21 protein-coding genes are annotated in these 21,134 nt (G+C 69.2%); 10 read left to right on the top strand and 11 right to left on the bottom strand.

Annotation, left to right across the window (positions count from 1 at the left end; all coding sequences use genetic code 11):
- Positions 1-9 precede the first annotated feature (9 nt).
- On the bottom strand, positions 10-819 hold the full coding sequence (locus tag Q0833_RS05815) for a TIGR00282 family metallophosphoesterase (RefSeq protein WP_298431179.1): 810 nt from the start codon (positions 817-819) through the stop codon (positions 10-12).
- A 126-nt stretch (positions 820-945) separates the two neighbouring features.
- Here Q0833_RS05815 and Q0833_RS05810 point away from each other — a divergent pair, with 126 nt between their 5' ends.
- Genes Q0833_RS05810 through grxD form a run of 3 tightly spaced genes read left to right on the top strand, consistent with a single transcriptional unit; the run spans position 946 to position 1,817 of the window.
- Positions 946-1,188: a BolA family transcriptional regulator gene (locus tag Q0833_RS05810; protein ID WP_298431177.1), complete on the top strand. Its 243-nt coding sequence runs from the start codon at positions 946-948 to the stop codon at positions 1,186-1,188.
- Positions 1,185-1,451 carry a hypothetical protein gene (locus tag Q0833_RS05805; protein WP_298431175.1) on the top strand — a complete coding sequence of 89 codons (267 nt, stop codon included), beginning with the start codon at positions 1,185-1,187 and terminating at the stop codon, positions 1,449-1,451. The genes Q0833_RS05810 and Q0833_RS05805 overlap by 4 nt, the downstream gene beginning before the upstream one ends.
- A 3-nt stretch (positions 1,452-1,454) precedes the next feature.
- The gene (gene grxD / locus Q0833_RS05800) at positions 1,455-1,817 is read left to right on the top strand and encodes a Grx4 family monothiol glutaredoxin (RefSeq protein ID WP_298431173.1); all 363 of its coding nucleotides are present in this window, start codon (positions 1,455-1,457) and stop codon (positions 1,815-1,817) included.
- Positions 1,818-1,866: 49 nt separating this feature from the next.
- Here the strand turns inward: grxD and Q0833_RS05795 are convergent, their stop codons facing one another.
- From Q0833_RS05795 to Q0833_RS05780, 4 genes are all read right to left on the bottom strand, one after another.
- Positions 1,867-2,070, bottom strand: coding sequence for a pilus assembly protein (locus tag Q0833_RS05795; protein WP_298431171.1), 204 nt, complete (start codon positions 2,068-2,070; stop codon positions 1,867-1,869).
- Between the two features lie 97 nt (positions 2,071-2,167).
- Complete coding sequence (der, locus tag Q0833_RS05790) at positions 2,168-3,622, bottom strand: ribosome biogenesis GTPase Der (protein WP_298431169.1); 1,455 nt, start codon at positions 3,620-3,622, stop codon at positions 2,168-2,170.
- Between the two features lie 79 nt (positions 3,623-3,701).
- A complete protein-coding gene (locus tag Q0833_RS05785) occupies positions 3,702-5,021 on the bottom strand; it encodes a PQQ-binding-like beta-propeller repeat protein (RefSeq protein WP_298431166.1) in 1,320 nt (439 codons plus the stop codon).
- A 43-nt stretch (positions 5,022-5,064) separates the two neighbouring features.
- Entirely contained in the window at positions 5,065-5,715 is a 651-nt protein-coding gene (locus tag Q0833_RS05780; protein ID WP_298431164.1) for a hypothetical protein, read from the bottom strand.
- A 205-nt stretch (positions 5,716-5,920) separates the two neighbouring features.
- On the opposite strand from Q0833_RS05780, the gene Q0833_RS05775 reads away from it, so the two are divergent.
- The 7 genes from Q0833_RS05775 to Q0833_RS05745 all read left to right on the top strand — a co-directional run bounded on the left by Q0833_RS05775 (position 5,921) and on the right by Q0833_RS05745 (position 15,323).
- Positions 5,921-7,243 carry an efflux RND transporter periplasmic adaptor subunit gene (locus tag Q0833_RS05775; protein WP_298431162.1) on the top strand — a complete coding sequence of 441 codons (1,323 nt, stop codon included), beginning with the start codon at positions 5,921-5,923 and terminating at the stop codon, positions 7,241-7,243.
- A complete protein-coding gene (locus Q0833_RS05770) occupies positions 7,240-11,001 on the top strand; it encodes an efflux RND transporter permease subunit (protein ID WP_298431160.1) in 3,762 nt (1,253 codons plus the stop codon). The genes Q0833_RS05775 and Q0833_RS05770 overlap by 4 nt, the downstream gene beginning before the upstream one ends.
- A gap of 110 nt (positions 11,002-11,111) precedes the next feature.
- The gene (locus Q0833_RS05765) at positions 11,112-11,987 is read left to right on the top strand and encodes a metal ABC transporter substrate-binding protein (RefSeq protein ID WP_298431159.1); all 876 of its coding nucleotides are present in this window, start codon (positions 11,112-11,114) and stop codon (positions 11,985-11,987) included.
- Positions 11,984-12,838 carry a manganese/iron ABC transporter ATP-binding protein gene (locus Q0833_RS05760; protein WP_298431157.1) on the top strand — a complete coding sequence of 285 codons (855 nt, stop codon included), beginning with the start codon at positions 11,984-11,986 and terminating at the stop codon, positions 12,836-12,838. Before Q0833_RS05765 ends, Q0833_RS05760 begins: the two co-directional genes overlap by 4 nt.
- A 111-nt stretch (positions 12,839-12,949) precedes the next feature.
- Complete coding sequence (locus Q0833_RS05755) at positions 12,950-13,789, top strand: metal ABC transporter permease (protein WP_298431155.1); 840 nt, start codon at positions 12,950-12,952, stop codon at positions 13,787-13,789.
- A complete protein-coding gene (locus Q0833_RS05750; RefSeq protein ID WP_298431153.1) occupies positions 13,786-14,631 on the top strand; it encodes an iron chelate uptake ABC transporter family permease subunit in 846 nt (281 codons plus the stop codon). The genes Q0833_RS05755 and Q0833_RS05750 overlap by 4 nt, the downstream gene beginning before the upstream one ends.
- 335 nt (positions 14,632-14,966) lie before the next feature.
- Positions 14,967-15,323, top strand: a complete 357-nt coding sequence (locus tag Q0833_RS05745) for a TfoX/Sxy family DNA transformation protein (RefSeq protein WP_298435005.1) — start codon at positions 14,967-14,969, stop codon at positions 15,321-15,323.
- Between the two features lie 15 nt (positions 15,324-15,338).
- Here the strand turns inward: Q0833_RS05745 and Q0833_RS05740 are convergent, their stop codons facing one another.
- The 6 genes from Q0833_RS05740 to Q0833_RS05715 form a co-directional block, all read right to left on the bottom strand.
- The gene (locus Q0833_RS05740) at positions 15,339-16,490 is read right to left on the bottom strand and encodes a hypothetical protein (protein WP_298431151.1); all 1,152 of its coding nucleotides are present in this window, start codon (positions 16,488-16,490) and stop codon (positions 15,339-15,341) included.
- An 82-nt stretch (positions 16,491-16,572) separates the two neighbouring features.
- Complete coding sequence (upp, locus tag Q0833_RS05735; protein ID WP_298431149.1) at positions 16,573-17,202, bottom strand: uracil phosphoribosyltransferase; 630 nt, start codon at positions 17,200-17,202, stop codon at positions 16,573-16,575.
- Positions 17,203-17,206: 4 nt separating this feature from the next.
- Positions 17,207-18,172 (bottom strand): adenosine deaminase, encoded by a 966-nt coding sequence (locus Q0833_RS05730; protein WP_298431147.1) that lies wholly within the window; start codon positions 18,170-18,172, stop codon positions 17,207-17,209.
- Positions 18,169-19,359, bottom strand: coding sequence for a phosphopentomutase (locus Q0833_RS05725; protein WP_298431145.1), 1,191 nt, complete (start codon positions 19,357-19,359; stop codon positions 18,169-18,171). The genes Q0833_RS05730 and Q0833_RS05725 overlap by 4 nt, the downstream gene beginning before the upstream one ends.
- Entirely contained in the window at positions 19,356-20,672 is a 1,317-nt protein-coding gene (locus Q0833_RS05720) for a thymidine phosphorylase (RefSeq protein WP_367274936.1), read from the bottom strand. Before Q0833_RS05720 ends, Q0833_RS05725 begins: the two co-directional genes overlap by 4 nt.
- The gene (locus Q0833_RS05715; protein WP_298431144.1) at positions 20,669-21,058 is read right to left on the bottom strand and encodes a cytidine deaminase; all 390 of its coding nucleotides are present in this window, start codon (positions 21,056-21,058) and stop codon (positions 20,669-20,671) included. Before Q0833_RS05715 ends, Q0833_RS05720 begins: the two co-directional genes overlap by 4 nt.
- Between the last annotated feature and the right edge of the window lie 76 nt (positions 21,059-21,134).

The raw sequence follows: 21,134 nt of genomic DNA, 5'->3' as shown, positions 1-21,134 counted from the left end.
ACCGGCGCGTCATGGCGCCGCCTGCCCCAGCCGTCCGCCGACCCGGACCTGCGCGACGCGTGACGCCAGCCCCGTCGTATCGTCCGTTTCCACGAAGAGGCCGCAGAGCGTCGCCTCGCCGGTCGCGGGCTCGAACCGGTCCTTGGGCATTCCGACGACGAAGCGGCGCAGCGGTTCGGCCTTCTGCATGCCGATCACGCTGTCGTAGTCGCCGCACATGCCCGCATCGGTCTGATACGCCGTTCCGCCGGGCAGGATGCAGGCATCGGCCGTGGGCACATGGGTATGCGTGCCGACGACGATGCTGGCGCGCCCGTCGCAGAAGTGCCCCATCGCCATCTTCTCGGACGTGGCCTCGCAATGCATGTCGATCAGGATCGCATCGACCGTGCGGCCCAGCGTCTGGGCCTTGAGGATCGTATCGACCGGCGCGAAGGGATCGTCGTATTGCCGCGACATGAAGACCCGGCCCAAGACCTGCGCCACCAGGAGCTTGCGGCCCCCGATCTCGTAGATGCGCGCGCCGCGGCCGGGCGCGGATTTGGCGTAGTTCACGGGCCGCAGGATGCGCGGGTCGTCCTCGATGGCGCGGGCCATGTCCTTCTGGTCGAAGGCATGGTCGCCCAGCGTCACGACATCGGCGCCCGCGTCGAAGAGACCCGCCGCCTGTGCCGCGTTCAGGCCCCGCCCCGAGGACGCGTTCTCGCCGTTGACGACGACCGCATCCAGCTGCCAGTCGGTGCGCAGTCCGGGCAGACGATCGGTGACGGCTTGGCGCCCGGCGCGACCCATGACGTCGCCGAGGAAGAGAATACGCATTCCATCGGGTTACGCGCGCGCCCCGCGCCTTGCAACGGCTGACCCGCCGTCCCGGCGACGCGCCGCATGACCTTGCCCCCGCCGCGCCCCTTGCCTAGCTAGGAGGGGACGGCAACGGAGACGGCCATGGCGATGCAGGCACGCGAAATCGAGGATCTCATCCGCGAAGGCTTTCCGGATGCGCGGATCACGATCACGGACCTCGCGGGGGACGGCAATCACTATGCCGCCGAGGTCGTCGACGAGAGCTTTCGCGGCCAGTCCCGCGTCGCCCAGCAGCGCGCGGTCTATGCGGCGCTCAAGGGCAAGATGGACGGCGCGCATGGCGAGCTGCACGCCCTCGCCCTGACGACGCGGGTGCCGGAATGAGCCTTCTGTCGGCAATCATCGGGGGCGGGATCATCCTCGTGCTGGCGCTGCGGGCGCTCTGGATCATGCGCGCCGAGGCGCGGCAGGACGATGGCGGACGCCCGCGCGGCATCCCGCCCGGCGACGGCTATACCGAGATCGTCAGCGAATACTGCTCGGGGGCCGGCGGCGGCGGAAACCGCCTCGTGACGCGGGTGCCGCAGGACCCCCAGGAATACGCGCGCGCCTTCGTGCCGCGCCGCAACGGAACACACAGGAGCTGATCCATGTCGGATGCGAAGACCCAGATCGACGAGACCGTGAAGGCCAACGATGTCGTGCTGTTCATGAAGGGCACCAAGGCGATGCCGCAATGCGGGTTCTCGTCCAAGGTGGCGGGCGTGCTGAATTACATGGGCGTGGAATACGCCGACGTGAACGTGCTGGCCGATGACGGCATCCGGCAGGGCATCAAGGACTATTCCGACTGGCCGACGATCCCGCAGCTCTACGTGAAGGGCGAGTTCGTCGGCGGCTGCGACATCATCACCGAGATGACGCTTTCCGGCGAACTGGACACGATGCTGGCCGACAAGGGCATCGCGTTCGACAAGGACGCCGCCGACAAGATCCGCGAAGCCAACGCCTGATCGGGATCCGGGACGCGGGACCGACCGGCCCCGCGTCCCGTCCCGGGCGTCAGAAGGCGGGTTCGACCGACGTCGCTTGAAGCTGCGTGTCTAGATCGCTCGAGATGTCCTGCACCCCGCTCGACACCACGCCCAGCACGGCGAGCCCGAGGCCGACCAGCGCGGCGGTGAGCACCACCCAGTCGACGGTGACGGCGCCCTCCTCGGCGCGGGCGAAGGTTGATAGGGACGAAGGGATCGCGTTGCAGGTCATCGGGAATATCCTTGTGAGTTGACAAGGACCCGTCTCGATCCGGTGCGCGGTTCCAACCCGGCCGCGCGGTGTCGGAAGTTGGGCGAACCGTTCGAATTCAATCCTTTCGGCGACCCTCGACATGCTTGCGGAGCCGCGAGGCCTGCACCCGCTTCTTGCCCTTGTAGGGGTTCGCATCGCCTTGTCCGCGCATGTGCAGGCGGATCGGCGTGCCCGGCATGTCGAAATCCTCGCGCAGACCATTGATGAGATAGCGCGTGTAGCTGTCGGGGATGGCCTCGGGATGCGAGCACATCACGACGAAGCCCGGCGGCCGGGTCTTCACCTGCGTGGCGTAGCGCATCTTGATGCGGCGGCCTTGCGGCGCGGGGGGCGGATGCTGCTCCAGCATGCCGGTGAGCCAGCGGTTCAGAGCCGCGGTGGGCACGCGCCGGTTCCAGACCGCGTGGGCCTTCAGGATCGCGCCATGCAGCCGGTCGAGCCCGCGTCCCGTCTTGGCCGAGACCGTGACCAGCGGCGCACCGCGAAGCTGCGGCAGAAGGCGCTCGAACGACTCCTTCAGCTCGGCCAGCTTCTCCTGCCTGTTCTCCTCGAGGTCCCACTTGTTGACCGCGACGACCACCGCGCGCCCCTCGCGCGAAGCGAGGTCGGCGATGCGCAGGTCCTGCTGTTCGAAGGGAATCTCCGCGTCCAGAAGTACGACGACAACTTCGGCGAACTTGACCGCGCGCAGGCCGTCGGAGACCGACAGCTTCTCGAGCTTCTCCTGCACCTTGGCCTTCTTGCGCATCCCCGCCGTATCAAACAGCCGGGTCGGCACCCCGTCCCAATCGAAACCCAGCGCGATGCTGTCGCGCGTGATCCCGGCCTCGGGGCCGGTCAGCAGGCGCTCTTCGCCGATGATGCGGTTGATGAGGGTGGACTTGCCCGCGTTCGGACGTCCGACCACGGCGATCTTCAATGGACGCTTGGCCGTCGGGGCCCAATCGGCCTCATCGCCGACGTCGTCCTCGTCGATCTCGATCTCCGCCTCGGCCTCCTCGGACGGAGCCTCCGCCTTGGCTTCGATATAGGGACGCAGCGCGGCGGCGAGATCGGCCATGCCCTCGCCATGCTCGGCGCTCAGGCCGATCGGCTCGCCGAGGCCCAGGCCGTAAGCCTCGAACATACCGGCCTCGCCCAGCCGACCCTCGGCCTTGTTGGCGGCCAGGAGGACGGGATGACCCTTTCGGCGCAGGATGTCGGCGAAGACCTCGTCGGCAGGGGTGACGCCGACCCGCGCATCGACCACGAAGAGCGCCGCGTCGGCCATGTCGACCGCACGCTCGGTCAGACGCCGCATCCGGCCTTGGAGCGAGTCGTCCGTCGCTTCTTCCAGTCCGGCCGTGTCGATGACGGTGAATTTCAGGTCACCCAGCCGCGCGGCCCCCTCGCGCAGGTCGCGCGTGACGCCGGGCTGGTCGTCGACCAGCGCCAGCCGCTTGCCGACCAGCCGGTTGAACAGGGTGGACTTGCCCACATTGGGGCGTCCGACGATGGCGAGGGTGAACATGGGCGCGCAGGTCCTTCGGATCAGGCGCGGGGGTTAGCGCAATCCTGTCCGGGGGGCCAGTGCCGCCGTCGCGCGCGTCTCAGCGGAAGGCGTGGAGCTGCCCCTTGCGGCCCACGACGAAGAGGGCGTCTCCGAATGCAATCGGGCGCGATGCGGCGCCGCCGGGAACCGGGGCCTGCGCGGCGAGCGCGCCTGAGGCCGGATCGAAGCCACGCAGGATACCGTCCGAGGATGCGACCCAAAGACGGCCGCCCGCGAGAACGGGGCCGAAATGCGCATAGATCCCCTGCCGCCGCGACAGCCGGGCGTTGCGATAGAACGGCAGGTCCTGCCGCCAGAGCACCTGTCCGGTCTCCGCATCCATCCGCAACAGCTGCGCGCGATCCGAGATGGCGAAGACCGACCCGCCCGCGACGGCCACCGGGGACACGGTCCCCTCGCTCGCCGTCCAGAGCCGCTCACCCGAGGACGAGGACAGCGCGACCATCCGGCCCGCCGAGGTGCCCGCGTAGATCCGGCCGCCCGAGACGACCGGGTCGCCGGTGATGTCGCCGACATCGTTATAGGCGACGCCACGCCGCTCGCCCGAGACGCTGGAGCCCCAGACGCGCAGGCCCGACTGCCGCAACGCCGCGAGGATCTCGCCCGAGCCGAACGGGAAGATGACCGCGCGGTCCGTGACCGCGGGCGCCGGCGCGGTGGCCATGACCTGCAGCGACGGGGCGGCGGGCAACTCCCAGCGGATGCGGCCGTTCTCCGCGTCGAGCGCCCAGGCGCGGCTGTCGCGACTGACCAGATAGACCATCCCGCCCGCGACCTTCGGCGTCGTGATCGGCGCGTCGAGACGCTGGACCCAGCGCTCGGCGCCCGTGGCGGCGTCGAGCGCATGCAATTCGCCGAAGCCGGTCGAGACGTAGACGATGCCGCCCGCGACGGCGATGCCGCCGCCGGACGCGTCGCTGTCCCGCTCGAAGCCGGGCACGAGGCTGCGGGCCCAGACGGCGCCGCCATTGGCGGCCGTCGCGGTGATCCGGGCCTTGGCGTCGAGCGTGAAGATGCGGGTGCCGTCCGAGACGGGATCGGCGCTGATGCGTTGCCGACGGCTGTCGCCCGCCCCGATATTGGCCGACCAGAAGAGCTGCGGCGCCGCCGAGAGCGTCGCATGGGCGGGGTCGTTCAGGACATTGCCGACGCGCATCGGCCAGGCGGCGAGACGCTGCGGTCCGGGAATCGAAATTGCGAGTGCTTCGGGCGCGGGCGCATCGGAAGCGGCTGCGATCACACCGATGCCGCCGTCCTCGCGCACCGGCAGACGTTCGCCGGGCAGGATGATTTCCCTCTCGCCGCAAGCGGACAGGACGAAGGCTCCGATCACGAGCAGCCCGGCCAAGGATTTCATGCGTGGAGCTCCCAATTCACCCGTATGCCCCGACAACCGCCGGTCACGCCGGTTCGGGCGAGGCGCCCAGCGCGACAATCAACTGCAGGGCGCGACGACGCAAGGCTTCCGTCGCCTCGGCGTCTTCGGAAAGCAGACGTAGTAGCGTAATTGCCGTCGCCTCGTCGCCCGCGTTGAGCGCGGCCACGGCCTGAAGCTCCAGCGCGAGGGGCCGGAACGGGGCGCCGGGAGCGGCCAGCTCCTCGAGGATCAGCGCGTCGCGCGCCACGTCGCCGGAGCCCCCCGCGAGCATCGCCTTCGTCAGCGCGAGGTGACGGTACGTGGCCGGCATCTCGGGCGCGTCGGCGAGATTCAGGAGGCGCGTCCGTGCGGCGGCATCGTCCGTTTCGGCAGTGGCGACAGCTTCGAGCATCCCGAGGATCGCCGTTTGTTCGGGAGTGGCCGGCGTGATCGCGCCCAGGGCCTCGACCCGCGCGGCCTCGCTCTCGGATCCCAGCGCCGACAGGATTTCCGTGCCGAATGCCTCGGCACTGCTGCGAGCTTGGGCATTGCGCCATTCGTTCCAGGCCGCACCGCCGACCAGCACGAGGATCGCCAGCACCGCAACCCAGCCCCAACGCTTGAGAATCGCGTATAGCCGATCGCGGCGCACCTCCTCGGTGACCTCGTCGATGAAGCTCTCCGGATTGGACATGGACGTCCCCCTCGCGTGTCGAGCGCTCTCCTAGCGCAGCACCGTTCAGGGGCCAAGGGCATATGGTGTCGGCGCGAAAATGTGCGAATCTTCACATTGAGGTCGCAGATTGGTCTTTACGAACGCCCCACCCTTGTCGCACACCCGCGCAAACCCTAGAACTGAACCAAATCGTTCAGTCGTTCCGCCGCCCGAAAGGCACAGCATGCGTTTCTTCCCGATTGTCACGGCCGTCCTTGTTTGCGCGGCGCTCTTTTTCGTGGTGCTCCAGCGCGAGCAACTGCTGTCCTTCGCGCGCGGGCTGACCGGCGGCGATGATGCCGCGCCGTCCGAGGTCGCCGCCCCCGCCGAGGCCGAAGTGCCCGTCGCCATCGCCACAGACGAGGCGACAAACGCGCGCGACGACGTGCATGTCGTCGTTCTGCGCTCCGAGGCCGAGGACGTGGCCGACGCCGTGCTGGTGCGCGGGCAGTCCGAGGCTGCGCGCGAAGTCATCGTGCAGGCCGAGACCGCGGGCACCGTGATCTCTGAGCCGATCCGCAAGGGCGAGTTCGTCGAGGCGGGCCAGCTTCTGTGCGAGCTGGATCCCGGCACGCGCGTCGCCACCCTCTCCGAGGCGCAGGCCCGCGTGGCCGAGGCCGCCGCCCGCCTGCCCGAAGCCGAAGCGCGCGTCCCCGAGGCCGAAGCGCGCCTGATCGAGGCGGAAGCCCGGTTGGAGGAAGCCCGGATCAACCAGAACGCCGCCGACCGGCTGTCGCAGGGCGGCTTCGCCTCCGACACGCGGGTCGCCAATGCCGATGCGGGCCTGCGGTCGGCCGAGGCGGGCGTCATCACCGCCAAGACGGGTCTCGAGACCACGCAGGCCGGGATCGAGTCGGCGCGCGCCGCGATCCAGTCTGCCGAAGCCGGCGTCCAGCGTGCCGAGCTCGAGATCGCCAACCTCACCGTCGAGGCACCGTTTGCCGGCCTGCTGGAGACCGACACCGCCGAGCTGGGCCTGTTCCTGCAGCCCGGCGGCGCGCCCTGTGCCACGATCGTCCAGCTCAACCCGATGAAGCTTGTCGGCTTCCTTCCCGAAGCGCAGGTCGATCGCGTGGCCGTGGGCGCCCGCGCCGGTGCGCGCCTGGCCTCGGGCGGCGAGGTCGCGGGCGAGGTCACCTTCCTCAGCCGTTCGGCCGATGACCTGACGCGCACCTTCCGCGTGGAGGTCACCGTGCCCAATGACGACCTGCGCATCCGCGACGGCCAGACCGCCGAAATCCTGATCGAGACGCCGACGACCCGCGCCCATCTCGTGCCCGCCTCGGCCATGACATTGAACGACGAAGGCACGCTGGGCCTGCGCGTCGTCGAGGACGGGATCGTGTCGTTCCAGGACGTCACGCTGGTGCGTGACACGGTGGACGGTGTTCTCCTGACCGACATGCCCGACACGCTCGACGTGATCACGGTGGGCCAGGAATACGTCACCGACGGCGTGCCCGTTCGCGTCACCTATGTCGACGAAATGGCGGAGGTCACCCAATGACGGGCCTGATCGACTGGGCCGCCAACCGCGCGCGGATGGTCATCACCTTCGTGATCCTGTCCGTCGTCGCGGGCACGGTCGCCTATGTCTCGCTTCCCAAGGAAGGCGAGCCCGACATCGACATCCCCGGCGTCTTCGTCTCGGTCCCCTTCCCTGGCATCAGCGCGTCGGACGCCGAGAAGCTCCTGGTCAAGCCGATGGAGACCGAGCTCAAGGAGCTCGACGGCCTGAAATCCATGTCCGCCTCGGCCAACGAGGGTTTCGCGGGCATCTTCCTCGAATTCGAGTTCGGCTGGGACAAGTCCGCGACGATCGCCGACGTGCGCGACAGCATGAACAATGCCGAGGCCGACTTCCCCGCCGGTGCCGAGCAATACGTCATCGAGGAGATCAACTTCTCGGAATTCCCGATCCAGATCGTCTCGCTCTCGGGTGATGCGCCGGAGCGGACACTCCTCCGGCTCGCCAACGACCTGCAAAGCCGTCTCGAAGGGATGCCCGCCATCCTCGAGGCCGGTCTCGCCGGTCATCGCGACGAGATGCTCGAGGTGCTGATCGATCCCTTGGCGCTCGAGGCCTACAACGTCACCGCGGGCGAATTGATCGACGTGGTCAGCCAGAACAACCTGCTGGTCGCCACCGGGTCGGTCGAGACCGCGTCCGGCGCCTTCCCCGTCAAGATCCCCGGCAGCTTCGAGAGCCCGCAGGACGTCTATGACCTGCCCGTGAAAACCGATGGCGACCGCATCATCACGCTGGGCGACCTCGCGACCATCAACCTCACCTTCCAGGATCGGCAGGGCACGGCGCGCTACAACGGCGACACGACGGTCGCCCTTCAGGTCGTCAAGCGGAAGGGCTTCAACATCATCGACACCGCGGCCGAAGTCCGCACCGAGGTCGAGGCCGAGGTCGCGTCCTGGCCCGAGGAGCTGCAGCAGGCCGTCGAGGTCCGCATCACCATGGACCAGTCGCGCACCGTCCGTTCGATGGTCCAGCAGCTCGAGGGCTCGGTCCTGACCGCTATCGCGCTGGTGATGATCGTTGTGCTGGCCGCGCTGGGGACACGCTCGGCCCTTCTCGTGGGCTTCGCCATCCCGACCTCGTTCCTTCTGTCCTTCGCGCTGATGGCCGTCCTCGGCATCACCATTTCGAACATCGTCATGTTCGGCCTGATCCTCGCCGTGGGGATGCTGGTCGATGGCGCGATCGTGGTGGTCGAATACGCCGACAAGCGCATCACCGAGGGCACCGGCCCGATGCAGGCCTATACCGAAGCCGCAAAGCGCATGTTCTGGCCGGTCGTGTCCTCGACGGCGACGACGCTCTGCGCCTTCCTGCCGATGCTGTTCTGGCCGGGCGTGCCGGGCGAGTTCATGGGCATGCTGCCTGTGACGCTGATCTTCGTGCTCTCGGCATCTCTGATCGTGGCGCTCGTGTACCTGCCGGTCCTCGGCGGGGTCGCGGGCCGCATGTCCCGCACCTTCGAGCGCGGGTCCGACTGGCTGCGCCGCCGCCTGCCGTGGGTGGTGCGCGCGGTTCTTGCCGCGGGTTCGGCCTGGCTGATGGTCGTCGCCATCCTCCAGACGCTGAACCCCGCCTACCTCCTGCCCGATGCGCCCGCCGGTCTCATGGCGATGCTGCCCGGTGCGCTGATGTTCATCGTCTCGGCGATGCTTCTGTCGACCACGCTCGGCTCCGTCACGTGGCACCGGAAGACCCGCCGCGTCCGCGCGGGCTACCGGCGCACGCCCTTCGGGCATTTCGTGAACCTGATCGTCGGCAATCCGCTAGGGCCGATCCTCGCCGTCGTCGCTGTCGGCTTCGCGGTCGTGAACACCTTCATCTATTTCGGCGCCAACAATAACGGCGTCGAGTTCTTCGTCGAAAGCGAGCTGGAGAACGCGAACGTCTACGTCCGCGCACGCGGCAACCTGTCGCTCGACGAAAAGGACGAACTGCTGCGCCGTGCCGAAGCCATCGTGCTGGCCACGCCCGGCATCCAGTCAGCCTTCTCGTTCGCGGGCGATGGCGGGCTCAGCTCCGGCGGGCCGGGTGCCGCGGGCGGCGCGTCCGACACCATCGGCCAGATCCAGATCGAGATGGTCCCCTGGGAAGACCGTCCCACCGTGCCCGAGCCGTGGTTCGATATCTTCGGCTTCACCGTGAACACCCAGGTCGTCGACCCGGCTTTCGACGGCGACCGGATCGCCGACGAGCTGCTGGCCGAGCTGCGCGAGCTGCCGGGGGTCAAGGTCGACCTCTCGGCGCAGGATCGCGGGCCCGCACAGGGCAAGCCCGTGCATCTGCGCCTCAAGGGCGAGAACTGGGACGAGCTTCAGGCCGCGACCCGTGACACCGTCGCGCTCTTTTCGGGAACGCCGGGCCTGATCGATGTCGAGGACACGCTTCCCCTGCCCGGCATCGACTGGGAGATCGACGTCGATGTCGAAAAGGCGGGCCGCTTCGGCGCCAACGTGGCCACCGTGGGCGCGATGGTCCAGCTTGTGACCCGCGGCATCCTCCTCGACACGATGCGCGTGCCGTCCTCGGACGAGGAAATCGACATTCGCGTCCGCCTCCCCGAGGAAGACCGCGTCCTTTCGACCCTCGACAGCCTCAAGGTTCGCACGCAGGACGGCCTCGTCCCGCTGGCGAATTTCATCACCCGCACGCCAGTCCCGCAGCTCGCCAAGATCGACCGCTTCGACGGCGAGCGCGCCTTCGACGTCAAGGCGGACGTGGCTCCCGGCCTCGTGAAACTGGTCGATGGCAGCGGCGAGACCGTCGATATCGTGACCGCGGCCGAGGCCGAGGGCAGCAACCTGGCCGCCATTCCCGTGACCGCGACCGAACGGATCGGCCTGCTGACCGAGATGTTCGAGGCGGGCGAGATCCTGCCCGAGAGCGTGTCGTGGGAATGGACCGGCGACCAGGAGGAGCAGGCTGAGAGCCAGGCGTTCCTCGGTCAGGCCTTCATCGGCGCGCTGGGCCTGATGTTCGTGATCCTGCTGGCGCAGTTCAACTCGATCTACAACTCCGTGCTCGTCCTGCTGGCGGTCGTCCTGTCGACCACGGGCGTGCTGATCGGGATGCTCGTCATGGACCAACCCTTCTCGATTATCATGACCGGTACGGGAATTGTCGCGTTGGCGGGGATCGTGGTGAACAACAACATTGTCCTGATCGACACCTATCAGGACTACTCGCGCTACATGCCGCGGCTCGAGGCGATCGTCCGCACCGCCGAAGACCGCATCCGCCCCGTCCTGTTGACCACGCTGACGACGATGGCGGGTCTGGCGCCCATGATGTTCGGCCTGTCACTGAACTTCATCGGCGGGGGCTATTCCATCGGCTCGCCCACGGCACTCTGGTGGATCCAGCTGGCGACGGCGGTGGTCTGGGGCCTGGGCGTCGCGACGATCCTGACCCTGCTCTTCACGCCGTCGATGCTGGCAGGCCGTGTCTGGGTTGGGACCTATGCCCGCGGGATCGGCCGTATCCTCGGCCGCATCGGCTTCAGCAGCGGCACCCGAGCCGCCGAAGACTGGGCGCTTCGCCGCGACGCCAAGCGGGTGCGCCAGCCCGAGCTGCTCTGGGCCGAGGATGATGACGTCGGCCCAGAGACGGCCCCGGCCGACCTTGAGCCGCCGACCGAGGAGCCGACCGCGGTGGTGGTCGCCGAGGTGGAAGCCGACGGGGACGATCCCGAGGTGTCCAAGGGCCCCCACCCGCCCCTCCGCGCTGCAGAGTGATTTGCCACGAAGGCCCCCGGAGACGGGGGCCTTTTTTCGGGACGCCACCTTGACCTCGCGCCAGTTGCGAATAATTCTCATTCCAATCTTTGCTTCGTCTGGAAGATGTCATGCGCGCGCTTTTCTGCATCCTGGCCACCGTCCTCGCGCTTCCCGCGTGGGCCGACGAGAAGATCAAGGTCGCCACGACCTTCACGATCATCGCCGACATGGCCCGCAACGTCGCGGGCGACGCCGCCGAGGTGGTCTCGATCACCAAGCCCGGCGCCGAGATCCATGGCTACCAACCCACACCGGGCGACATCATCGGCGCGCGCGACGCCGACCTCATCCTCTGGAACGGCCTCAATCTCGAACTCTGGTTCGAGCAGTTTTTCCGCAACATGGGTGACATCCCGCAGGCCGTCGTCTCCGAGGGTTTGGAACCGCTCTCGATCCGAGGCGGCGAATATGACGGCAAGCCGAACCCCCATGGCTGGATGGGGCTTGAGCCGGCGCTGCTCTATGTCGACAACATCGCCGCCGCCCTGTCCGAGGCCGATCCCGCGAATGCCGCGACCTACGCGGCCAACGCCGAAGCCTACAAGGCCGAGATCACCGCGACCATCGCGCCGCTGCGCGAGGCGATCCGCGCCCTGCCCGAGACCGACCGCTGGCTGGCCACCTCCGAGGGCGCGTTCAGCTATCTGGCGCGCGATTACGGCCTGCGGGAGTTGTTCCTCTGGCCCATCAATGCCGACGCGCAGGGCACGCCCCAGCAGGTCCGAAACGTCATCGACACCGTCCGCGCCGAGGGCGTGCCTGCGATCTTCTCGGAATCCACCGTCTCCCCCGACCCGGCCCAACAGGTCGCGCGCGAGACGGGCATCGACTATGGCGGCGTCCTCTATGTCGATAGCCTGTCCGATGCGGACGGCCCCGTGCCGACCTATCTCGACCTGCTGCGCGTGACCTCCGAGACGATCCTTCAGGGTCTCTCGCGATGAAGGACACGTCCACCGCCGCCGCCGGGGGGATCGCGGCCCGCGGTCTGACCGTCAGCTATCCCGGCGGTGTCGTCGCGCTCCGCGATGCGAGCTTCGAGCTTCCGACGGGCACCATCGCGGGGCTCGTGGGCGTCAACGGGGCGGGCAAGTCGACGCTCTTCAAGGCGCTGATGGGCTTTCTGCCGGTCCGGTCGGGATCGGTCACGCTGCTCGGTCGCCCCGTCGCGCAGGCGCTGCGCGAGAACCTCGTGGCCTACGTTCCGCAGGCCGAGGAGGTCGACTGGACCTTTCCCGTCCTCGTCCGCGATGTCGTCATGATGGGGCGCTTTGGCCATATGGGCTTCCTGCGCCGCCCCTCCGCCGCCGACCACGCGGCCGTGGCCTCTGCCCTCTACCGCGTTGCGATGTCCGACTACGCCGACCGCCAGATCGGCGCGCTGTCGGGCGGCCAGAAGAAGCGCGTCTTCCTCGCCCGCGCGCTCGCGCAGGACGGGCGGGTGATCCTCCTCGACGAGCCCTTCACCGGAGTGGATGTCCAGACCGAGGACGCCATCGTCGCCCTTCTGCGCGAAATGCGCGACGAGGGCCGTGTCATGCTGGTTTCGACCCACAATCTCGGCTCGGTGCCGCAATTCTGCGACCGCACCGTCTTCGTGAAGGGCACCGTCCTGGCCTATGGGCCGACGGACGAGATCTTCACGCAGGCCAACCTCCAGCGCGCCTTCGGCGGCGTTCTGCGCCGCTACGATCTCGGCGGGGACGAGCTCCATGACGACGACGACGCGCGCAAGGTCACCGTTCTGACCGATGACGAGCGACCGTTCGTCATCTATGGCGACCAGCATGACTGACCGCTCCGCCACGCCTGCACGGCACGCAGGCGGCGCCCGTCGATGTTCCGCAAATATGCCAGGGGGTCCGGGGGGCTGCCCCCCCGGCCCGGCACATGTGGACCCGCGCCCATGAGCGCACTGCTCGAACCCTTCGCCTACGACTACATGGTGAACGCGATCTGGGTCAGCGCCCTGGTCGGCGCGACCTGTGCGTTCCTGTCGTGCTTCCTGATGCTCAAGGGCTGGAGCCTCATCGGCGACGCGCTGTCGCATTCGGTCGTGCCGGGCGTCGCGGGGGCCTACATGCTGGGCCTGCCCTTCGCGCTGGGCGCCTTCCTTTCGGGGGGGCTGGCAGCGGCGGCGATGCTCTTGCTGACGGAACGGTCGGGCCTCAAGACCGACACCGTGATCGGCGTGATCTTCACCGGGTTCTTCGGGATCGGCCTCTTCATGGCGTCGCTCTCGCCTGCATCCGTGGACCTCCAGACGATCGTGCTGGGCAACATCCTCGCCATCACGCCGGGCGACCGGCTGCAGGTCGTTCTCATCTCTCTGGTGACGCTCGCGGTGCTCCTGCTGAAATGGCGCGATCTGCTGGTCGTCTTCTTCGACGAGGCCCACGCCCGCGCCATCGGCCTCAACCCACGGTTCTGGAAGGCCGTGCTGTTCACGCTGCTCTCGGCCTGCGCGGTCGCGGCGATGCAGACCGTGGGCGCCTTCCTCGTGATCGCCATGGTCGTCACGCCGGGGGCGACGGCCTACCTGCTGACCGACCGGTTCGGCCTCCTGCTGGTGATCGCGGTGGCGCTCGGAACGCTCTCCTGCGCGCTGGGGGCCTATCTGAGCTATTTCATCGACGGCGCGACCGGGGGCGTGATCGTCGTGCTCCAGACGCTCGTCTTCGCCGCCGCCTTCGTCTTCGCGCCGGTCCACGGACAGCTCGCCGCCCGCCGTCGGATGCGCGCATGATCGAGACCATTGCCCTCCCGTTCCAGCTGCCGTTTTTGCGCGACGCCATGCTGGCCGCCCTCTTGGTGGCGCTGCCCTGCGGCCTCCTCTCGGCCTTCCTCGTCCTCAAGGGCTGGAGCCTGATCGGCGACGCCATCAGCCACGCGGTCCTGCCCGGCGTCGTGATCGCCTACATCCTCGGGCTTCCCCTGATCGTCGGGGCCTTCGTCGCCGGCATGGGCGCCGCACTCCTGACCGGATGGCTCGACACCCGCTCCCGGATCAAGCGCGACACCCTGATGGGCGTCGTCTTCGCGGGCATGTTCGCGGTCGGGCTCGTGCTCATCACCTGGGTCGAGGCGGGCGTGCATCTCGATCATATCCTTTTCGGCAACCTGCTCGGCGTCGATCGGGCCGAGCTCTGGACGGCGGCCGTCGTCGCCGCGATCGTCTGCGCGGTCATGGCGTTTCGTTGGCGCGACTACCTGTTGCACGCCTTCGACGCGACGCAGGCCATGGCGGCGGGCCTTCCGGTGCGCGCGATGCAGATGGGCCTTCTGGCGATGATCTCCGCCGCCGTCGTCGCGGCCCTGGGCGCGGTCGGCATCATCCTCGTCGTCGCACTTCTCGTCACGCCGGGCGCCACGGCCTTCCTCCTGGTGCGCAGCTTCGGGCGGATGCTTCTGGCGTCGGGCGCGATCGCCTGCGCCGCCGCCGTCGCGGGCATCTACATCTCGATCGCGCTCGACACGGCACCCGGAGCGTCCATCGTGGTCGTCCTGACCCTTATGTTCCTGATCGCGCTTGGCATTCGCAGCGTGCGTCAACGCAACGCTCGCCTGTCGGGCAGGCTGCACGAATAGCGGGCATCACGAATTTTTCTGCGCCCGCGAAGTTGACCTCGCCGCATTGCAGCGTAATCTTGAAGACATCGACGCGCCGCCCTCCTCCTCCTCCCTGGGTCGGTGTATCGCACGGAAGCCGCGGCCCCGCTCAATCCTCCCTCCCGAGCGGGGTCGCAGTTTCGCCCCAATCCAGACATTCTCCGATCAATGTTTCGCTTCAGGCTACAGTCATCCAACCCCATGGTGACCGTAATGATGCAGTCGATTCCCACTCCCACAACGCCCGCGCGCCCCGCGCCCGCGCCGCGCAATCCGCGTCCCGTCCCGATCCGCTTCACGGACTGGGCCTCGATCTGAACGACGCGAATGACGATGCGCCGGTCTCGGCGCTTCGCAATCTCGGACCGAAATCCGAGGCGACCTTCGCCCGCGCCGGCATCACGACCGTCGGCCAGTTGCGCGCGATGGGTGCCGACGCCGCCTATGCCGCGCTGATCGCGGCGGGCACCCCACCCCACTTCATCGGGTTCTATGCGCTCGAGATGGGCCTTCAGGGCCGCCCTTGGAACGATGCTCAAGGCGACGAAAAGGTCGCACTGCGTGCTCGGTTCGACGCCATCGTGTCGCGGCGACCCGCATCCCGCGACACCGATCGCGATGCGTTCGAGGCGGCGATGGACGCGCTCGGGATCATCGATCCCGACACCTGAGCCAAGCGGCCCGGCTCAGCGTGTGACGTAGATCACGCCCCGGAGACGGCGCGGCGTCTCGTTCGTCCAGATGGCCTGCGACTGGTAGTCCCCTTCGAGCGTGCGGGGCCCGCGCGCGGGGTTCAGCCGCCCGTCATCGAAGGCGGCGCGGTAGCCCGCGGGCGGATGCGACACGTCGAAGGTGGTGCGCGCGGCGGGCACGATCACGACCCGCTGGCCGCGCGTCGACGCCGTGGTCACGCCGGGTGCGACCACGCGCGACGAGCTGTCGCGGGCACCGCTGCCGCACCGCGTGGCGCCCCTCAGATAGCGGGTCGAGAGCTCCGTCGCGCCGGTGCAGCCAGCGGTAGCGGGCACGACGACTTGCCCACGCGCGCGGCGCGGGCTCGGGGCGGCGGGATTCACGCGAACGGCCGAGGCGGGCGGCGTCAAGACCACCGGGACGGGCGCGCCCGCGCGTCGGACGGTGCGCCGCGGCTGCGCGGGTTGGGTCGCGACCGTCGGTGCGGCGACGGCGCGCGCGGCCGGAGCCGATCCGGCGCGTCCGGCAAGTGCCGCCGCACAGGCCGGCGTGTTGCGCAGGTAGCGGGCCGACAGCTCGGTCGCGCCGCAGCCCGGCGGTATGGCCAGCGCCGTCGCGCGGGGTGCGACGACCGCCGGCGGAGCCGGGCGGGGCGCGGTGCGGGGCCGGACGGGGGCCGCGACCCGCGCCGGAGCGGGCGCCGGGGCGGTGCGGGCGGGCGCGGGCGCCGCGATCTCACGTGGGGCGGCGACGGCGGGGGTACGGGGAATGACGGGCTCGGCGGCGGTCACCGTCGGCGTCGGTACGGGCTCGGCTGCTGTTGCGACGGGTGCCGGGGCAGGCTCGGCCACGGGGGCCGTAGCGACCTCGGAGGGCCGCGCCGACGGCGCCTGTCCGCAGACCACCGATCGGTCGCGATTGACGCGCGGCACCCAGCGGGTCGCGCCGCCGACACCCACGCGGATGAAGACGCAGCCCCGGCTGTCGACATATTGCGGGGCATCGAAGCTGGCAGGCGGCACTTCGGCGGGGGCCTGGGTGTTGCGCAGCATGCGCGTCTGCGCATCGGCGGCACCCGCCCCCAGCAGAAGCGCGGCGCAGAGCGTCCCCGAAAGGCCCATCGTCAGAACGCGCAGCAGCCGCATGTCACCGTCTCCCATCGGTTATCCGGCCCGAGCCTGCCCCCGCCGCGCGCCCGAGTCCAGCGCAAGGCGGGCCCGCGCAGCCCTATTTGGTGCCGAACATCCGGTCCCCGGCATCGCCCAGACCGGGCACGATATAGCCCTGTTCGTTGAGCTTTTCGTCCAGTGCCGCCGTCACGATCGGCACGTCGGGATGCGCGTCCTTCATGCGGGCGATCCCCTCGGGTGCCGCGAGCAGGCAGAGGAAGCGGATATCCTTGGCCCCCTGCGCCTTCAGAAGGTCGATCGCCGCGGCCGAGGAATTGCCCGTCGCCAGCATCGGGTCGACCGCGATCACGAGACGTTCGTCGAGATGGTCGGGGGCCTTGAAATAATACTGCACGGGTTGGAGCGTTTCCTCGTCGCGGTAGAGCCCGACGAAGCCCACCCGCGCCGAGGGCACCAGTTCCAGGATGCCGTCCAACAGGCCGTTGCCGGCCCGCAGGATCGACACCAGCGCCATCTTGCGGCCGTCCAGGACCGGCGCATCCATCGCCTGGATCGGCGTCTCGATCCGCTTGGTGGTCATCGGCAGCTCGCGCGTGACCTCGTAGGCGAGAAGCTGGCTGATCTCGCGCAGGAGCTGCCGGAACACGGCCGTGGAGGTCGTGGTCTCGCGCATCAGGGTCAGCTTGTGCTGCACCAGCGGGTGCGTGACGACGGTCAGATGGTCCATGGGGTCACTCCAGTGCCTTGAGGAGGGTTGTGCGGGTGTCGGCGTCGCAGAACGCGGCCTCGGCCGCGGTGCGGTTGATCTGGCGAAATATGTCGTCATCCCAACCGAAGGCGCGGTGCAGCGCCTCGTATTCCGCATCCATGTCGGTGTGAAAGAACGGCGGATCGTCGGTCGAGACGGTGACCTTCACGCCTCGATTTCTCAGCCTCTCAATGGGATGCGCGTCAATCTTCGCGTAGACGCCCAAGGCGACGTTGGAGCCGGGATTGACCTCGAGCACGATACCGTCCTCGGCCAGCCGGTCCACCAGCGCGAGATCCTCGATCGCGCGGACGCCGTGTCCGATCCGGGCGACCTTCAGGTGGTCGAGCGTGTCACGGACGCTCTCCGGCCCGCCGAACTCGCCAGCATGCGAGGTCAGGCCCAACCCCGCCTCGCGCGCGCAGTCAAAGGCCCAGGTAAAATCTTCGGGGCTCAGCACACGCTCATCTCCGCCCATCCCGAAGCCGGTGACCTGCCCGCCCGTCGTCTCGGCCGCACAGCGGGCCGCGCCGCGCGCGCCCTCGGGGCCGAAATGACGCACGCAGGTGGCGATCTGGCGCAACTCGATCCCGGGCACGGTGTCCGCCGCCTCCGTCATGGCGGCCACGTGGTCGCGCCAGAGCGGCAGGTCGTTTTTCGCGGCGATCTGCGGCGCGGTGAAGACCTCGGCATAGATCACGCCCCGCGCCGACAGGTCCTCCAGCACGGCGACCGTAAGCCGGGCATAATCCTCGGGGGTAGTCAGGACCGAGGCCGCCGCCTCGTAGACGTCGAGGAAGCGCTTGAAATCGCCGGTGTCATAGCTGCCGTCGGTCCGGAAGATGCCCGAGAGATCGATATCCTTCTCGCGGGCCAGTCCCCGGATGAAGGCCGGCGGGGCGGCGCCTTCGAGATGCAGGTGCAGTTCGATCTTGGGCGAAAAGGTCACATGAAGCTCCGTCCGGGGCCGATGGGGGGAACGCCGAGATGGGCACAGATCGAGGCCGCGACATCGGCGAAGGCGATCTGGCCGGCCGCGCCCTCGGCCCCGGCCACCAGCACGGGCACCCGTTCGCGCGTGTGGTCGTTGCCGCGCCAGGTCGGGTCGTTGCCGTGATCGGCGGTGAAGATCATCCGGTCTCCGGGTCGCAGCGCGTCGAGGATCGGACCGATCTCGCCGTCGAACCACTCCAGATGGCCCGCATAGCCCTCCGGATCGCGGCGATGACCGAAATTGCTATCGAACTCGACGAAATTGGCGAAAGTCAGGCTTCCGTCCGGCATGTCGTGCACGGCATCGGCCAGGTGCCGCATCAGGGCCGCGTCGGGGCCCTTGGCGACGGTGTCGATCCCCCGCATCGAGAAGATGTCGCCGATCTTGCCGATGGCGTGGACCGCTCGGCCCGCCCCCTGCACCGCATCGCAGAGCGTCGGCGCGGGCGGCAGGATCGCGAAATCGCGGCGGTTCGCGGTGCGCGTCCATACCCCGTCCGCGCCCACGAAGGGCCGCGCGATAACCCGTCCGACGCGCATGTCGTGCAGGATCGGCGCGACGGCCGCGCAAAGGTCCAGCAGCCGGTCGAGGCCGAATGCCTCTTCGTGGGCGGCGATCTGGAAGACGCTGTCGACCGAGGTGTAGCAGATCGGCCAGCCGGTCCGCAGATGGGCCTCCGCCTCCTCCTCGATGATGAGCGTGCCGCTGGCGTGGCGATTCCCGAGGATGCCCCCGGTGCCCGCCGCCGCGCAGACCGCATCGACCAGGGTCGGCGGAAAACAGGGCTGGGTGTCAGGGAAATAGGTCCAGTCCCACGGCACCGGCAGGCCCGCCAGCTCCCAATGGCCCGAGGGCGTGTCCTTGCCGGGGCTGATTTCGGTCGCCGCACCCCAGAGCGCCTGTGGCTCGGCCCCGAGGCCGAGGGCCGCATCGCCCGAAGCCAGCGCGATCGCCGCCCCGAGACCCAGCCGGTCGAGCACCGGCAGGCGGAGCGGCCCCTCGGGCCGTCGGTCGGCACAAAACTGCGCGATATGGGCCAGGGTATTGGCACCCGCATCGCCGAACTCGGCGGCATCCGGCGCGCCGCCGCAGCCAACGGAATCGAGCACGACGAGGAAGGCGCGATTGGCAGGCACGCTCATCGGATCGTCTCCTGAACCAGTTGCGGCGGCGTGACCGCGTTGTCCGAGAAGGTGATCGCCTCGGCCACCCGGATCGCCGCGGCCTCGGCGGCATCGCCATCGGCGGCGTGGACCCGCGCCAGCGGCTGGCCCTGGGTCACGATGGCGCCGATCTGCGCGATATGGCTGATGCCCACCGCCGGATCGATGCGGTCATCCTCGCGCCGTCGCCCGCCGCCGAGGCCGACCACGATCTCGCCCAGCGCACGGGTGTCGATGCCACCGATCACGCCGGGTCGGTCGGCATGAAGCTCGGCCACCACGGGGGCTGCCGGCAGACGGTCGCGCCAGCGTTCAGGAAAGTCTGTGGGCCCGCCCTGGGCTGCGACCATCCGGCCGAAGATTTCGGCGGCCGCGCCCGAGGTCAGCGCCGCGCCGATCCGCGCCGCGCCGTCCTCGGCATCGCGGGCCAGCCCGCCCAGCGCCAGAAGCTCGCCGCCCAGCGCGCGGGTCAGCGTCACCAGCCGCTCCGAGCCGCGTCCGCCCGGTTCGGTCAGCGCCTCCATCGCGGCAATCACCTCAAGCGCATTGCCCGCGCTGGTCGCCGCGGGCTGGCTCATGTCGGTCAGGATCGCGCTCGTCATCACGCCCGCGGCCTGCCCCGTCTCGACCAAGGCGCGCGCCAATGCACGAGCCGCATCCGCATCCGCGACGATCGCGCCGTCGCCGGTCTTGACGTCGAGGACCAGCGCCTCGGGCCCCTCGGCCAGCTTCTTCGACAGGATCGACGCCACGATCAGGTCGAGGCTTTCGACCGTGCCGGTGACATCGCGGACGGCATAGAGCCTGCGGTCGGCGGGCGCGATCTCGCCCGTCGCGCCGACGATGGCACAGCCGACGCGAGCCACGATGGATTGCAGCTCGTCGGTCTGCATCTCGATCCGGAAGCCGGGAATCGAGGCGAGCTTGTCGAGCGTGCCGCCCGTATGTCCGAGCCCCCGCCCCGAGATCATCGGCACGTAGGCCCCGCAGGCCGCGAGCGCGGGGGCCAGGATCAGCGACACGCAGTCGCCCACCCCCCCGGTCGAGTGTTTGTCGACCACCGGCCCGTCGAGATCCCACTGCAGCGTCTCGCCCCCGTCGCGCATGGCACGGGTCAGGGCCGCGCGACCCTCGGGCGTCAGCGGCGTGCGGCAGATCCCCATGGCGAAGGCCCCGGCCTGCGCGTCCGACACGCTGCCATCGGCGAGCCCGGCGGCGAAGGCGACCAGCGCCTCGGGGCCGGGGGCCACGTCGCGGCGCAGGCGCGAAAGGGTGTCGCGTGGACCGGTCACGCCATGAAGCCCGCGTCGAATGCACCCGGCAGAAGATCGGCGATGGTCGTGGCCCGCTCGGTCCCGTCCACGGTCGCGAGCGTCACCGTCACCTCGCCCGCACCGAACTCGGCGAGCTTCTGACGGCAGCCGCCGCAAGGCGGCACGGGCGCGGGCGATCCGGCGACGACATAGGCTTCGGTCAGGCGCGTCTCGCCCGCGGCGACCATCGCGGCGATGGCCCCCGCCTCGGCGCAGGTGCCCTCGGGATAGGCGACGTTCTCGACGTTGCAGCCGCGATAGACGACGCCCGATTCCGCACGGATCGCCGCGCCGACCTTGAAGCCGCTATAGGGCGCATGGGCGTTCTCGCGCACGGCGAGGGCGGCGTCGCGCAGATCGGACATCGGTTCGTCTCCGGCCAGATGGGGTCGGCCCGTGCTAGTCCCGGCCCGCGGGGGGATGCAAGGCAAACCCCTCGCG

The organism is uncultured Jannaschia sp. (assembly GCF_947503795.1).
In the GTDB taxonomy this organism is placed as follows: domain Bacteria; phylum Pseudomonadota; class Alphaproteobacteria; order Rhodobacterales; family Rhodobacteraceae; genus Jannaschia.
Note: the sequence above shows the minus strand (reverse complement) of the source record. Positions and strands in the feature narration are given on the sequence as shown.

Coding starts and splice junctions, on each gene's coding strand:
- Q0833_RS05805 (WP_298431175.1), top strand. CDS start 1,185: ATGAGCCTTCTGTCGGCAATCATCGGGGGCGGGATCATCCTCGTGCTG.
- Q0833_RS05715 (WP_298431144.1), bottom strand. CDS start 21,058: ATGTCCGATCTGCGCGACGCCGCCCTCGCCGTGCGCGAGAACGCCCAT.
- Q0833_RS05785 (WP_298431166.1), bottom strand. CDS start 5,021: ATGAAATCCTTGGCCGGGCTGCTCGTGATCGGAGCCTTCGTCCTGTCC.
- Q0833_RS05750 (WP_298431153.1), top strand. CDS start 13,786: ATGATCGAGACCATTGCCCTCCCGTTCCAGCTGCCGTTTTTGCGCGAC.
- Q0833_RS05765 (WP_298431159.1), top strand. CDS start 11,112: ATGCGCGCGCTTTTCTGCATCCTGGCCACCGTCCTCGCGCTTCCCGCG.
- Q0833_RS05760 (WP_298431157.1), top strand. CDS start 11,984: ATGAAGGACACGTCCACCGCCGCCGCCGGGGGGATCGCGGCCCGCGGT.
- Q0833_RS05755 (WP_298431155.1), top strand. CDS start 12,950: ATGAGCGCACTGCTCGAACCCTTCGCCTACGACTACATGGTGAACGCG.
- der (WP_298431169.1), bottom strand. CDS start 3,622: ATGTTCACCCTCGCCATCGTCGGACGCCCCAATGTGGGCAAGTCCACC.
- upp (WP_298431149.1), bottom strand. CDS start 17,202: ATGGACCATCTGACCGTCGTCACGCACCCGCTGGTGCAGCACAAGCTG.
- Q0833_RS05740 (WP_298431151.1), bottom strand. CDS start 16,490: ATGCGGCTGCTGCGCGTTCTGACGATGGGCCTTTCGGGGACGCTCTGC.
- Q0833_RS05775 (WP_298431162.1), top strand. CDS start 5,921: ATGCGTTTCTTCCCGATTGTCACGGCCGTCCTTGTTTGCGCGGCGCTC.
- Q0833_RS05725 (WP_298431145.1), bottom strand. CDS start 19,359: ATGAGCGTGCCTGCCAATCGCGCCTTCCTCGTCGTGCTCGATTCCGTT.
- Q0833_RS05810 (WP_298431177.1), top strand. CDS start 946: ATGGCGATGCAGGCACGCGAAATCGAGGATCTCATCCGCGAAGGCTTT.
- Q0833_RS05770 (WP_298431160.1), top strand. CDS start 7,240: ATGACGGGCCTGATCGACTGGGCCGCCAACCGCGCGCGGATGGTCATC.
- Q0833_RS05815 (WP_298431179.1), bottom strand. CDS start 819: ATGCGTATTCTCTTCCTCGGCGACGTCATGGGTCGCGCCGGGCGCCAA.
- Q0833_RS05780 (WP_298431164.1), bottom strand. CDS start 5,715: ATGTCCAATCCGGAGAGCTTCATCGACGAGGTCACCGAGGAGGTGCGC.
- Q0833_RS05795 (WP_298431171.1), bottom strand. CDS start 2,070: ATGACCTGCAACGCGATCCCTTCGTCCCTATCAACCTTCGCCCGCGCC.
- grxD (WP_298431173.1), top strand. CDS start 1,455: ATGTCGGATGCGAAGACCCAGATCGACGAGACCGTGAAGGCCAACGAT.